The sequence below is a fragment of the Fundicoccus sp. Sow4_D5 genome (assembly GCF_052116365.1).
Classification (GTDB): Bacteria; Bacillota; Bacilli; order Lactobacillales; family Aerococcaceae; genus Fundicoccus.
Genome location: NZ_JBQKLF010000001.1, coordinates 420,163 through 434,193, shown reverse-complemented (window position 1 = coordinate 434,193; position 14,031 = coordinate 420,163). Strand labels below are relative to the sequence as shown.

The window sequence follows — 14,031 nt, the reverse complement described above, 5'->3', positions numbered from 1 at the left end:
TTTTATAAGTATTTAAATATGTTAAAAGATTTTCTAAAACGATGTTAACTCACAACTAGTTAATAGTTCGTCATTATATTCTTACAATATTGACCTGTTTTTTTAATAATTCATATCGCCAATCCTTTCAGTCGAAAGTAGTGAATAATTTTAAGGATAGAATTATCACTTCGTATGACATCTTTCGTTCCCCCAAAAAAAGAGACAGAAAAGGTAAACAACTTATTACAGTTGCCCTTTTCTGCCCCTTTTGGGTGTTTAGTTTAGATTAACCTCTACGTTGTTTACTGTCAGCAGCTCTTTGCATCGCTTGACCAATGTAGTTAATACATAACATCAGTACTAGCATAAGAATGACCGCTGGTAACCATACCCATGTCTTATTCTCAATAACATCTGGGTTATTAGCGTAACCGATTAAAGTACCCAAACTTGGTGTACCTACCGGTAAACCAAAACCTAAGAAACTTAGCCCTGTTTCAATCCCGATGTTTGCTGCGAAACTTAGTGTTAAGTTAGTGATAATCAATGAGCTCAAGTTTGGTAATAACTCGATAAACATGATTTTCCAATCGCGTGTTCCTAATGTTTTAGAAGCACTGATATAATCTTTAGATCCTTCACTTAATGTTGCGGTTCTAAATAGACGTGTCTGACTAACCCAACCAAAAGCTGTTAGTACCCAAATTAAAGTCCATACGTTGAATGAACGAACAATTGTTACAACAACGATAATAATCATTAGTTGTGGTAACACCATGATAAAGTCAACAATTCGCATCATGATATCATCAACAATACCGCCATAATATCCAGAAATAATTCCGGTCATAATTCCGATGATGGCTGTAAAAATTGTAATAGTCCAACCGATGAATAAGGAATTTCTCGCTCCTACAACTAGGAGTGCAAATACATCTCGTCCACCCTCGTCAGTTCCTAACCAATAACCATCTTCACCTGGTGGTGTAAAACGATTAAAGATATTAACAGTCGTTGCTTTATCTAAATCTATAAATAACGATGCAAAGATTACCCCTAAAACGATTACTAAAAGAATTAAAAAAGCAGTTAGTGCGACTTTATCTTTAGCAAACTCACGACGAATGATTTCAAAACCGACTGGAGGAGCGCCTTCATGGTTCTCTTCAAGTACGACTTCAGTTGTTTGAGCATCTACTTCTTGTTTATTTAATACCATTTTATCGCCTCCTCCTAGTTTATTCTAATACGTGGATCGACAAACACCATAATGATATCTGACAATAACGTACCCAATAATGACATCATACCGAATAATAGAACTAGCGCTGTCATGACTGAGAAGTCACGGTTATTAATAGAACTAATAAACAGTAAGCCCATCCCTTGGTAAGTAAAGATTGTTTCAGTAATGACAGATCCTGAAATTAATCCAGTAATCGTATAACCCATGAATGCGGCAATTGGTAACATAGAGTTACGGAAAATATGACGAGTGTATACTTTAGATTCCGGTACACCTTTTGCACGAGCAGTACGAACATAATCTTGAGTCTTAGCATCGACTACCCCAGTACGTAAATACTGAATTGTACCTGTTGTACTTAGAAGTGCTAATGTTACTGCTGGTAAAATCATGTGGTTAAAGCGTGAGAAGATATAGTCCACCGTTCCAGGTGAAACACTTGATCCTACCGTTCCACGTGTTGGGAACCAGCCTAATGTATAACCAAATAACCATAACATTAAAAGACCTAAAACAAATGATGGGACTGAATAGCTAATAAAGTTATACAGGTTAACCCCTTTATCTAACCACGTGTTTTGGTAGCGACCTGCTAATAAACCTAAAGGTAAAGCAAGTGCATAAGTTAAAATGACTGTTAATAATGATAACCATAATGTTGGCCAAATTCTTTGTCCAATAATTGATAGAACCGGTTGACGATGTTGCCAACTACGTCCAAAATCCCCTTGTAACGCATTCGTTATCCAGTCTACATAGCGTTCGGGCATTGGTTTGTTTAAACCTAACTTTTCGCGCATTGCTTCAACTTGTTCTGCTGATATCGTTGGATCGATTAAACCTGTTAAGGCATCCCCTGGCATAAGCGAACCCAGAACGAATACAAGAATACTTAAAATGAAAATTTGTGGAATCATTAAAACGATTCGACGAAGTATTGTTTTCCACATAATTAACGCACGCCTCCTTCTGTTAAAGAGCTAACATCTTTCAAAGCGACCTTATGGGAATCTGAAATTTCTTTCAAATCGTAAACTCGACCCTCTTCAGAATAATATTTAGCTGCATTCTGTTGATATTCTTTTTCAACACGTAAGCGATCCAATTTATGGGATTCACGGTTTGTTGGGTCGATTTGCGGAATAGCTGATAAGAGACGTCTAGTATAAATATGTTGCGGATTTTCATAAATATCTGCTCGTTTACCATACTCTGTAAAGCGACCACGATACATAATCGCTAATTCATCACACATATGTTTAACAACACCCAAGTCATGAGAAATAAATAAATAGCTAATATTGTATTCATCTTGGATACGTTTCATAAAGTTTAAAACCTGTGCTTGAACGGATAAGTCTAAGGCTGAAACCGGCTCATCAGCAATCACTAATTTAGGGTTGATAGCTACTGCACGTGCAACTCCAATACGCTGACGTTGTCCACCTGAGAATTCATGTGGATATTTGTTTAATGCATCTTCAGTCAAACCAACAATTTCTAATAATTCGATACTGCGGCGACGTTCTTCTTCTGGTGTCCAGTTTGAAAAGTTACGCATAGGTTCTGCTAATACATCGCTAATACGACGCTTCGGGTTAAAACTTGATAAAGCATCTTGGAAAATCATTTGAACGTTGCGACGATACTCTGATCGACGGTTACGTGCTTGTTTAGAGACTTCCTCACCATTGTAATAAATATTACCTGAGGTAATTTTTTCTAACCCAATAATCGCTTTACCAATTGTTGATTTACCTGATCCAGATTCACCAACTAAACCGTAAGTTTTTCCTTCTTCAAAAACTAAACTCACATCATCTACCGCTCTTACTTGATCGGTTACACGATTAAGGAAGCCACTACGAATAGGATAATGAACTTTTAAGTTTTCTATTCTAATAAATTCTGACATTAATGTCCCTCCTCTTCGAAATGGAAGTGTTCATGACAAGTACAACGTACCCAGTGTCCTGGTTCCACTTCATGCAAAGTAGGGTTTTCTTCGTGATGTTCTGCAGGAATCCATGGGATACGTGAAGCAAAACGACAACCTTTACGTGGTAAGCGTGTTAAAGGTGGTACTACTCCTTGAATAACGTGTAATTCGCCACTCGCATCATCAGCCATTTCATTAGACTGAGGTATTGAACGTAGCAATGAACGAGTATATGGATGTTTTGGGTTGTTAAAGATTAAATCAACAGGAGCAATCTCAACGAACTGTCCCGCATACATTACCGCAACACGATCAGCCGTTTCAGCTACTACACCCAAGTCATGTGTAATCAAAATAATTCCAGATTCAGTTTCATCTTGAATGTCATTCAATAAGTCTAGAATCTGTGCTTGGATAGTGATATCTAGCGCTGTCGTAGGTTCATCTGCAATGATAATCGGCGGTTTACATGCCAAAGCAATGGCGATGATAACACGTTGTCTCATCCCACCTGATAATTCATGCGGATATTGCGCTGCCATTCTTACAGGATTAGCTATCCCTACTTGATCTAACAACTCTAATACACGATCTTGACGTTGTTTTTTATTTAATTTTGTATGGTAGTATAAAGCCTCATCAATTTGAGCTTCAATCGTCATTAGTGGGTTTAATGAGGCTAATGGATCTTGAAAGATCATCCCTATATCATTGCCTCTAATTTGATTGTATTGCGTTTCGTCATAATCCACTAGGTTATCATTATTATAAATGATTTCTCCAGTGATGCGTGTGTTTAGGCGGTTGTGTAATCCTACAATACTTGTTGCTAATGTACTTTTACCACAGCCTGATTCACCAACTATCGCTAATTTCTCATTCTTTGATAAAGTGAACGAAATGCCGTCTACAGCATCAAAATATGAATCTTTAATTCTAAAGCCAGTATGTAAGTCTTTGACTTCTAATAGAACTTTATTGTTCTCCATTTCGTACCTCCGTTTCGTTTGTACTGACACTATCATGACTTCACTTGTGACAAGTTATGACAGTTTATCTATAAGTTACTTATTTTTTTAGTTCTTCGATATAATCTACAGCATCCCCAATATTGGATAACTGTTCAATTTTATCATCTTCAAATTGAATATTAAATGTATCCTCTAACTCCATAACCAATTCAACAACATCTAGAGAATCAGCACCTAAGTCATCAAAGGTCATCGTAGTAGTAACTTTATCTTCTTGTACGCCGAAACGATCGACAATCATTTCTTTTACTTTTTCTAATATAGTTTGTTCTTGGGTCATAACAACACCTCCCATACTCCCCACGTGTATTAATCTTTTTCAATATACTTACACATTTTACAGTCAATAGTGAAAATTGTCTATGTTTTTTAAATTTTTATTGCAAATGGATAAGTTTTTATCTCATCTGAATAAAGCCTTTCACCATTATAGCAAGAAATCTATGAATTACAAATAATATTAAGCCTCAAAAAAATCAATCGTTTTTTGAATGACACCAGTTTGTGTCACTTTTCTTGCTTGACGAATCGCATTGTAAATTGCTTCTTCATTAGATGAGCCGTGCGCTTTAATAACCGCACCCTTTACTCCAAGCATTACAGCTCCACCTGCTTTAGTGTCATCGAAATTATCTTTTAAATCAGCTAACGCCTCTTTAATCATTAATGCCCCTAATTTAGTTTTTATATTACCTTCGGTAAATGCCCCTTTAATTGCTCTGAAAACACTTTTAGAGGTTCCTTCAAGAGTTTTTAACACTGCATTGCCTGTAAATCCATCCGTTACTGCAATATCTAATGAACCTGTTAATAGTTCTTTCGCTTCCACATTACCAATAAAATGAATACTCTCTTCGTTTGCAAGCAAGTCATAGGCAGCTTTAGTTAGTTCATTTCCTTTACCTGCTTCAGTCCCGTTATTTAACAGACCAACACGTGGTTTAGCTATTTCTAACACTTCACGGGCATACTGAGAAGCTAGAATAGCGTGTTGTAATAGATTAATCGGCTTAGAATCTGCATTAGCACCTGCATCCATCAAAATAAATTGAGGGTGTTCTTTAGATATCGTCGGAATGACTGGCATTAAGCCTGGTCGGTCAATATTTTTTATTCGTCCGACGATCAGTAGCCCACTCGCTAACAAGGCACCTGTACTTCCTGCAGAAAGTAAAACGTCCGCTTCACCCTCTTTAACGGCTTTAGCTGCTCTTACCATCGAAGATTCTTTTTTACGACGTACTGCAATAACTGGTTCATCCTCACCTGAAATAATTTCAGTGGTATGAATCACTTCAACTCTATCATGAGCTTCAAGATATTCATTGATACGTGCCTCATCACCAAATAATTTTATTTGGATATCTTCATAAGTACGAACGGCTAAATTAACACCATTGACAATTGCAGCTGGAGCATTATCTCCACCCATTGCATCGATTGCGATTGTTACCATTTATATCCTCCTCTATAAGTCAAACCTATTATCATGCTTCGATTAATTGGGTCTCCACCCATTGATCGAGTGCTTTATGTTCACTCTCCAGAAGTTTTTCTGGATGTTTCAATAACTCATTAACTTCTTCACGTGCAACAGTCAAGATGTGCTGATCTTCAAACAAGTTTGCATAATGAAATTGTGGCAAACCACTTTGATTACGCCCCAATACATCACCCATTCCTCTTATTTTCATATCTTCTTGACTAATTAAGAAACCATCTTGATGCTGGACAATGATTTTCATCCGAGCTTTCCCTTGCTCTGTTGTTGGCTTGGCAATTAAGAAGCAGTAACTCGGTAAGTCACTCCGTCCTACTCGACCTCTTAGCTGGTGTAATTGTGCAAGTCCGAAACGTTCTGCTGACTGGATAACAATCACTGTAGCATTTGCAACATCCACACCAACTTCAACCATTGTGGTGGCAACAAGAATTTGTGTTTCATTACGACTAAATTGTTCCATGACTAATTGCTGCTGACCTTTATCTAATTGGCCGTGTAGCACATCGACTTGATAGTTAAAGAATCGTTGCGTCAGTTTCTCTGCCACTTCAAGTACATTTTCAATTTCTTCCATATGTTCTGAACTCTCGATCAATGGTAAAACATAATATACTTGATGACCTTTATCTAATTCTGCTTCTACTGCTTCATAAACAGATTCAATGTTCTTTTCATCTGCTAGAACAGTCGTTATCGCTTTTCGGCCATTCGGTAGTTCATCGATCGTAGACACACTTAATTCTCCATATAAAGATAAAGCGAGTGACCTTGGAATGGGTGTAGCAGTCATTTGAAGCAAATTGACTGAGTGTTCGCTTTGCCCTTTGTTAAGCATTGCTTGTCTTTGCCCTACACCGAAACGATGTTGTTCATCAATAATTGCTAAACCTAAATTTTTAAAATGAATGCTTTCTTGAATTAAAGCGTGAGTTCCTATGACTATTCTAATACGCCCGCTGGCTAAGCCCTCGATGATTTGCTTTTTTTCTACTGTGTTCATCACACTAACAAATAACTCGGCTCTTAAACCAATCATTTCAAACATACGGTTAAAACTTTTGACATGTTGTTTGGCCAATATCTCTGTCGGTACAAGTAAGGACGTCTGATAGCCGGCAATAACTGACGCAATCATCGCAAGAAAAGCAACTAAAGTCTTACCACTACCAACATCTCCTTGAAGCATGCGTCGCATTGGATAATTAGCCATTAAGTCAAAACATATTTCATTAACTGCTTTTTTCTGAGCATTTGTTAAATCATAAGGTAGAGATTTAATCACTTCTTTTAATTCTTCCACTTCATAATGAATCCGTGTGCCACTCAGTTGATGTTGTCTTTGTGTGGCTAATTGTAGCCGCCATTGGAACAAAAAGAACTCCTGAAAAATGATCTTCCGTTGAGCTTGTTTCGATTGTTGTTTGTTTGTTGGAAAATGCATTTGGTATAACGCCTGATCCAATGGCAGCATTTGGTATTTATCATTTAAATAAGAGGGGATAATTTCTGGAATAAAAGTTGAATAATCTTCGAATGCTTGTTTAATCGCTTGGATAATCTGAGGTTGTCTTAAACCTTTTGTTGTATGATAAATCGGTGCGAAATCTTGTTCATTTTCAGCTTGTTTAATCATTTTCATTCCCATCAGATTCTGCTGATTGCTTTGCCATTTACCATATACTGCTCTTGTTTCGCCTAAATGAATGCTGTTTTTTAAGTAAGGCTGATTAAAAAAAGTGACCGAAATAATATCGTGATCTGTTACTGCAAATCGAAAATTTAAACGACTTTTATTGCGTCCAAAATACTGAACAACTGGTTCTGAAACGATTTTTCCTTTTAAAGTTACTTTTTCTTGATCAAGAATAGTTTCTATTTCACGAATCTGAATATCTTCATACCTAAAGGGAAAATGGAAAAACAAATCTCTTATATTATAAATACCAATTTGTTGAAATTGTTGAACCTTAACCGGCCCTATGCCCTTTAGTTCAACTAACGAGTCTAACCAACTTTTCGTTTGAGACACTCACTTCACCGCCTTTTATGTCGCTTCCTCTGATAAATAGAAAAAAACGCCTATACCTGTGTCTTTCAGCAGAGTCTAAGGTGTAAATTAACAAAATCATTAAAATTTACAAGATGACACACAATGCTTTACAGGTATAAACGTCTTCTTACATTATTATTCTGCTGATAAAATATAATGATAAACTGGCTGGCCACCTAGAACGAACTCAATCTCAACATCTGGATTGCTCGCTTCTATTCTTTCTGCAACCGATTCTGCTAATTCATTATCGCCATCTTCTCCAATAATAATGGTAATTAATTCCATATCATCATTTATGATATGCTCGATTGTCTGAAGTAAAGCAGCTTCGATGTTTGGTTGTGACAATATGATTTTCCCATCGATTAAGCCCATGTAATCATCTTTTTTGATTGATACGCCATCGATTTCAGTGTCTCGAATTGAGTAAGTGATTTGACCACTTACAACTGTTTGACTAGATTCTGTCATCAACGCTTTGTTTTCTTCAATAGAATGAGTTGGGTTATATGCTAACATCGATGCAATTCCTTGAGGAATTGTAGTTGTTGGAATAACTACTGTCGGTTTATCAGTGACTTCAGCTGCTTGTTCAGCAGCCATAATAATATTCTTATTATTTGGTAAAATTATGATATTCTCTGCTGACACTCGATCAATTAATTTAATAAAATCTTCTGTAGAAGGGTTCATCGTTTGCCCTCCAGATAACACTTCATTTACACCAATTGATTTGAACAATTCCATCATGCCTTCACCTGCCGCTACGGCAATTACAGCAAATGGTTTAAGTTCAGTTGGTACAAGAGCCGACTTATCAACTTGCATCGCTTTATCTTCAGCTTCTAGACCACGAACTTGTTCACGCATATTATCCACTTTGATTTTGATTAACTCGCCAAACTCTTGGCCTAATTGCATAATTTCACCAGGATTTTCAGTATGTACGTGAACTTTAACAATTTCATCATCATTCACAACTAATAGAGAATCACCTTTAGTGTTAAGTAGATTACGGAATTCATCATAATCAAATGATTTCTTCACAGTTGGACCTTCACCGATGCGTACCATGATTTCTGTACAGTAACCATAAGTGATATCATCCATTGATAATGGAATATCGTTATCAGCTTCAAAAATCGCATGTGAGTGTTCTGATTTTGATACATTATCTGATGTTTCAATAATCACTTCACCTGTTAAAGCGGCTAAGAAACCTTCATAAATACAGAGCAATCCTTTACCACCACTATCAACCACTCCAACTTGTTTTAAAACAGGTAGTAGATCTGGTGTTCTATCTAAGGATTGACTAGCTCCTCTAACAATAGAACTCATCACTTCAATAATATCCTGAGATTTTTTAGCTTTCTTTTCGCCTCGAATCGCAGATTCACGAGCAACTGTTAGGATAGTACCTTCAACTGGTTTCATAACAGCTTTATATGCTGATTCAACTCCACCGACAAAAGCAGCCATAAACTCATCTGAGTTTAGAGTTTTTTTGTCTTTAATTGCTTGAGAAAACCCTCGAAAAATTTGAGATAAAATAACGCCAGAGTTCCCTCGAGCTCCCATTAATAATCCTTTAGCTAGAGCTTGTGATAATTCACCAACATGCTCAGTCTTTGTTTGCCTTAAGTTCTCTACCCCTGATTGAAATGACATATTCATGTTCGTTCCTGTATCGCCGTCTGGCACGGGGAAAACGTTTAGAGAATTAATTAATTCTACGTTTTCACTTAAGCGTTCCGCTCCGGCAATGACCATCGCCTGAAAATGAGATGCGGTTAACTTTTCTAATTCCAACTTTTGTCCTCCTTGATTGGTCGATTAATTAATCAACCTTTACTCCTTGTACGTGAACATTTACATAACTTAATTCAAAACCAAGTAATTGTTCTACGTTATATTTCACGGTTTGTTGAATATTCTGACAAATAACAGAGATCTTCGTACCATATGTTACTACTATGTAAACATCGACCATTACTTCTTCATTTGCTTCTTGAGAAATAACGACACCTTTTGCATAGTTATCTTTTTTAAGAATTTCAGTAATATTATCTCGGATGAAACTTTTACTTACCATTCCAACAACACCATAGTTATCGGTTACGGCAGCTCCCACAACAGTCGCAATAACGTCTGTCGTCAGCGAGATATGTCCATTAGGTGTTTGAATATTTATAGCCATTTAAAGTCCTCCTATAAAGTTTTATATCTTCATTATTTTAGCACAAAAGTGCCTTCCACGCATCAATAATAGCAAATACTGAGATATTCTTAAACTATTTGGATTCACAAACATCATATAACTTACCATAAAAGACTCTATTAGCCTAGTAATTTTTAAATTACTCTTCTTTTGTTATGTCAAATTGCTTTATCTTAGTAAACTCTTAAGTTATCCTACTAGATTATAAATAGGTATGAGCACAAAGTTCTTTTTTAAAATTTCATTAATAATGCTGTATTATCAGCGTTATATTGAAAGGTATTAACTTTTTTTGATTCCAACCTTGATTTGCTGTCTATAATATGGTAAATTATTTTGGTATGAAATGCAGAGGTTAATGCTCCTGCAAGAAAAAGGAGGAATAAACAATGGCTAAAGTATGTTATTTTTCAGGACGTAAAGCAAGATCAGGTAACCAACGTTCTCACGCTATGAACGCTTCGAAACGTAGTTTCGGTGCTAACTTACAAAAAGTCCGCATCCTAGTTGATGGAGAGCCTAAAAGAGTTTGGGTTTCTGCACGCGCATTGAAAAGCGGAAAAGTTGAACGTGTTTAATTTTAATTGATTAAATGAGTAAGGGATTGTTTAACAGTCCAAACAAGTAAAAGCCAGTGAATACTGAGAATTTTCTCAGCTCACTGGCTTTTTTTGTATTAAGTTTTCAATAGCTTATTCGCTTACCATTATAGTGTATTGCTCTTGTTAGTCTATTATTAGTAACCTTTATTTTTCGCTACGATATTTCGACTTAACTTACCTGTATTGATATAACTCTCTAAATTCTGCTTAAATATTGGGAACGTTTCGTTCGCAAAGTGTGCGATATGCCCTGTGATATGAGGTGTAATCAATAAGTTATCTATCTGCCATAATTTTGACGTTTCAGGCAAAGGCTCTGTGTGGAAAACATCTAAGTACGCTCCCGCAAATTGCCCCTTTGTTAAAGCAGAGGCGATTGCTTCTTCATCAACAGTTTGGCCACGGCCAATATTGACGAATAAAGCCGTACTTTTTAAATGACTAAACCATTCTATATTAAAGTAATGGTGTGTTTGATCTGTTGCTGGTAAGGTACTTACAATAAAATCAGCCTTTTCAACCGCAGCCAGTGAATCAGACATTGATAAACTTTCCTCAAAATATTCAATTGATCGTCCATTCGTATTGATTCCAATTGTTTTCATGTTGAACGCTTGTCCAATTCGAGCGATTTCTTGTCCAATATTCCCAGTTCCATATATAAGAAGTGTTTTTTCTTTTAAAGAAAAATACGATTCATGTGCTGGACGAATCCATTGAAACGTTGCTTGGTTCATTTGACTGGTAAATAATTGGCGTCCAGTAGCTAATAAATAGCCAAAGACAGATTCTGTAATTGGAACAGCATGCACGCCACTCATATTAGTAATCTGTACTTGAGGGTTTTGTGTAATTTCCTTTGGTAAATAATCTACACCTGCGGAAGCGGCTTGAATCCATTTTAACTGTGTAAACTTTGTTAAATCCTCTGGAGTATAAGCTTTATTCCAACCATACATTATTTCCACTTTTTCAAAATCCGCTTTACTTACCTCATCTTGAAACTTAATTTGATAATCTGAAGCAATTCTTTCAATTTCTTCAATTTGAAGGTGTTTAAATTTTGTATTTAATAAAATGATTGCTTTATCCATTCAATCTCTCCTATGCTAAAAGTCTTACTCTTCTTCTACCCACATTACCATTATAATGCCTTCTTCAAAAGAAATTTGAACTGGTTGCTGATCGATAAACTCATTACTAATGAGCGCTCGAGGATAAGCAATGTCAACTGTATCCAATTCATACTTGGCATATTGGATAGATAATTGCTTGAGCGCTGTCATTGAAATCAGTGAAAGGTAATCCGTCTGTTTATTCGCTTGAATTTGATAGCTACCTGGCTTATAAAACTTTATCACGTGGTTCGACTCAATAAACTGTAATCGATGAATAACTGCTTGAAATCGTGGCTGATAGACTAGCCATATGTTGGCAAACATGTGATCTAAACGACCCTGCTGCTCTCCTATACCACCAAATACATAATAGTCTGCTTCTGAATACCGTTCGATTGAGATACTTAACGCTAATTCCATATCAGTATCGTCTTTTATTGGCGAGTATTGTTGAAGCTTATGACTGTGTTCTCGGATTATCTCCAACTCGTCTGGCGTTACAGAATCAAAGTCACCAAAAGCATAGTCTAAAGAATAACCTGCTTTAATTAATGCCAAACCACCCCGGTCGACACCCACTAAAAAGGTTGACGAATAGATTGAAATCAGTTGGGCGACTCGCTTTAAATCTGGTGCATCTGCTCCCCCACATAAAATGACACATTGAGTAGCTTTAGGTGATTTAACTAACATAAATTCTTTCCTTTCACCTTATCTCTGTTAAATTCGTAAAGAATCAATCGCAGCTTTTCGATCTGTTTGATTAAAAATATATGATCCGGAAACTAACACATCAGCGCCTGCTTCAATACATTGGCGAGCAGTTTCAGCATTCACTCCGCCGTCAACTTCGATTTCATAATGATAGCCGTGTTCTGTCCTTAAATCTTTTAATTTTGATACTTTCTTTAAGGTACTTTCAATAAACACTTGACCACCAAAACCTGGATTGACCGTCATAATCAATACTAAATCAACTTCTGATAAGACAGCATTTAACGCCGCAACTGGTGTACCAGGATTGATAACAACTCCCGCTTTTTTACCAAGAGCCTTAATTTGTTGAATCACACGATGAATATGCTTCGTTGCTTCATAATGAACAGTAATAATATCTGCACCTGCCAAAGCAGTCGCTTCAATATATCGTTCTGGGTCTTGAACCATTAAATGACAATCAAAAATTAAGCTTGTCATTGGTCTAAGTGCTCCGAATACCATCGGACCAAAAGAAATATTCGGTACAAACATCCCATCCATTACGTCAATATGTAAGTAATCAGCTCCTGCTGCTTCAATATTCTTAATTTCATCTGCTAATGTTGCAAAATTAGCGCTTAACATCGATGGTGCAATTTTCATAATAATTTCCCCCAAGTGATTTATTAATCTTTCTTACGATAAATCGGTTTACGTTGTTCGATTCGCTCAAAAATTTGTAAGTAATTTTTGTAACGAGATTCTGCAATCTTTCCCTCTGTCAATAGCTGTTTAACATGACAATCTGGTTCGTTAATATGTAAACACGATCTGAATTTACATCCCTCACTTGCATCAGCAATTTCTGGGAAACAAGACGCAAGTTCTTCTTTTTCTAGCGTTGCAAATTCTATCGCGCTAAAGCCAGGTGTGTCAGCAAGCATCCCTTTATTAAATCGGTATAAGGTCACTTCTCGAGTCGTGTGTCGCCCTCGATTCAAAGCATCACTGATTGCAGCAGTTTCAATTTTAGCCTCCGGTAATAGACGGTTCAATAACGTTGATTTGCCAACCCCAGACTGACCCATTATCACGTATAATCCTGCTTCAATTTGGCCAGTTAATTTCTCAATACTTTCTTCACTATTATCAAGAGTAATCACTGTGTAGCCAATCGCTTCATAAACTTTGGATATTTTTCTTACAAAGGCCTTTGCTTCTACTTGTCCTTTTTGTTTAACTAATAAATCATATTTAGTTAATAAGACAAGTGGCTGGATATTATTAGCTTCTACTGACACTAAAAAATAATCCAATAAATTGTAAGAAAAATCTGGTTCAATAAGAGATGTCACCACAAAGGCATAATCCACATTTGCCACTGTTGGTCGGACAAGTTCGTTATATCGTTCTTGGATTTCAATTAATCGACTGTTCGAATTATCGTCTACTTCATCAACTTCGAATTTGACAATATCGCCTACTAGTGGTTTCGTTTGTTGATGTCTAAAATTCCCTCTAGGCTTTGTAGCATAAGACTCTCCTTCACTCCAAACATAGTAAAAGCCACTAATTGCTTGGTAGATGATACCCGATTTTACCACTATAGATGATTGTTCTGTAGTTTTTTTCATGA

General features: G+C 36.4%; 14 protein-coding genes. 1 reads left to right on the top strand and 13 read right to left on the bottom strand.

Annotation, left to right across the window (positions count from 1 at the left end):
• Window positions 1-268: 268 nt before the first annotated feature.
• The 9 genes from ACTQ45_RS02125 to ACTQ45_RS02085 all read right to left on the bottom strand — a co-directional run bounded on the left by ACTQ45_RS02125 (window position 269) and on the right by ACTQ45_RS02085 (window position 9,955).
• The gene (locus tag ACTQ45_RS02125; RefSeq protein ID WP_441750294.1) at window positions 269-1,201 is read right to left on the bottom strand and encodes an ABC transporter permease; all 933 of its coding nucleotides are present in this window, start codon (window positions 1,199-1,201) and stop codon (window positions 269-271) included.
• Between the two features lie 14 nt (window positions 1,202-1,215).
• Window positions 1,216-2,178, bottom strand: a complete 963-nt coding sequence (gene opp4B / locus ACTQ45_RS02120; protein WP_441750293.1) for an oligopeptide ABC transporter permease — start codon at window positions 2,176-2,178, stop codon at window positions 1,216-1,218.
• Between the two features lie 2 nt (window positions 2,179-2,180).
• The gene (locus ACTQ45_RS02115) at window positions 2,181-3,143 is read right to left on the bottom strand and encodes an ATP-binding cassette domain-containing protein (protein ID WP_441750291.1); all 963 of its coding nucleotides are present in this window, start codon (window positions 3,141-3,143) and stop codon (window positions 2,181-2,183) included.
• Window positions 3,143-4,156 (bottom strand): ABC transporter ATP-binding protein, encoded by a 1,014-nt coding sequence (locus tag ACTQ45_RS02110; RefSeq protein WP_441762831.1) that lies wholly within the window; start codon window positions 4,154-4,156, stop codon window positions 3,143-3,145. The genes ACTQ45_RS02115 and ACTQ45_RS02110 overlap by 1 nt, the downstream gene beginning before the upstream one ends.
• A 79-nt stretch (window positions 4,157-4,235) precedes the next feature.
• On the bottom strand, window positions 4,236-4,478 hold the full coding sequence (gene acpP / locus ACTQ45_RS02105; protein ID WP_441750288.1) for an acyl carrier protein: 243 nt from the start codon (window positions 4,476-4,478) through the stop codon (window positions 4,236-4,238).
• A 180-nt stretch (window positions 4,479-4,658) separates the two neighbouring features.
• Complete coding sequence (gene plsX, locus ACTQ45_RS02100; protein WP_441750286.1) at window positions 4,659-5,654, bottom strand: phosphate acyltransferase PlsX; 996 nt, start codon at window positions 5,652-5,654, stop codon at window positions 4,659-4,661.
• Window positions 5,655-5,685: 31 nt separating this feature from the next.
• Window positions 5,686-7,731 carry an ATP-dependent DNA helicase RecG gene (gene recG / locus ACTQ45_RS02095; protein WP_441762830.1) on the bottom strand — a complete coding sequence of 682 codons (2,046 nt, stop codon included), beginning with the start codon at window positions 7,729-7,731 and terminating at the stop codon, window positions 5,686-5,688.
• 156 nt (window positions 7,732-7,887) lie between these two features.
• Window positions 7,888-9,567 carry a DAK2 domain-containing protein gene (locus ACTQ45_RS02090; RefSeq protein ID WP_441750284.1) on the bottom strand — a complete coding sequence of 560 codons (1,680 nt, stop codon included), beginning with the start codon at window positions 9,565-9,567 and terminating at the stop codon, window positions 7,888-7,890.
• Between the two features lie 28 nt (window positions 9,568-9,595).
• Window positions 9,596-9,955 carry an Asp23/Gls24 family envelope stress response protein gene (locus ACTQ45_RS02085; protein ID WP_441750283.1) on the bottom strand — a complete coding sequence of 120 codons (360 nt, stop codon included), beginning with the start codon at window positions 9,953-9,955 and terminating at the stop codon, window positions 9,596-9,598.
• 410 nt (window positions 9,956-10,365) lie between these two features.
• On the opposite strand from ACTQ45_RS02085, the gene rpmB reads away from it, so the two are divergent.
• Entirely contained in the window at window positions 10,366-10,554 is a 189-nt protein-coding gene (gene rpmB / locus ACTQ45_RS02080; RefSeq protein WP_441750282.1) for a 50S ribosomal protein L28, read from the top strand.
• A gap of 158 nt (window positions 10,555-10,712) precedes the next feature.
• Here the strand turns inward: rpmB and ACTQ45_RS02075 are convergent, their stop codons facing one another.
• The 4 genes from ACTQ45_RS02075 to rsgA are packed head-to-tail and all read right to left on the bottom strand — an operon-like array spanning window position 10,713 to window position 14,029.
• Window positions 10,713-11,672, bottom strand: a complete 960-nt coding sequence (locus ACTQ45_RS02075; protein ID WP_441762829.1) for a phosphoglycerate dehydrogenase — start codon at window positions 11,670-11,672, stop codon at window positions 10,713-10,715.
• Window positions 11,673-11,696: 24 nt separating this feature from the next.
• Complete coding sequence (locus ACTQ45_RS02070; protein ID WP_441762828.1) at window positions 11,697-12,389, bottom strand: thiamine diphosphokinase; 693 nt, start codon at window positions 12,387-12,389, stop codon at window positions 11,697-11,699.
• A gap of 27 nt (window positions 12,390-12,416) precedes the next feature.
• Window positions 12,417-13,058, bottom strand: coding sequence for a ribulose-phosphate 3-epimerase (rpe, locus tag ACTQ45_RS02065; RefSeq protein WP_441762827.1), 642 nt, complete (start codon window positions 13,056-13,058; stop codon window positions 12,417-12,419).
• A 23-nt stretch (window positions 13,059-13,081) separates the two neighbouring features.
• Window positions 13,082-14,029 carry a ribosome small subunit-dependent GTPase A gene (rsgA, locus tag ACTQ45_RS02060; RefSeq protein WP_441750277.1) on the bottom strand — a complete coding sequence of 316 codons (948 nt, stop codon included), beginning with the start codon at window positions 14,027-14,029 and terminating at the stop codon, window positions 13,082-13,084.
• Window positions 14,030-14,031: the final 2 nt, after the last annotated feature.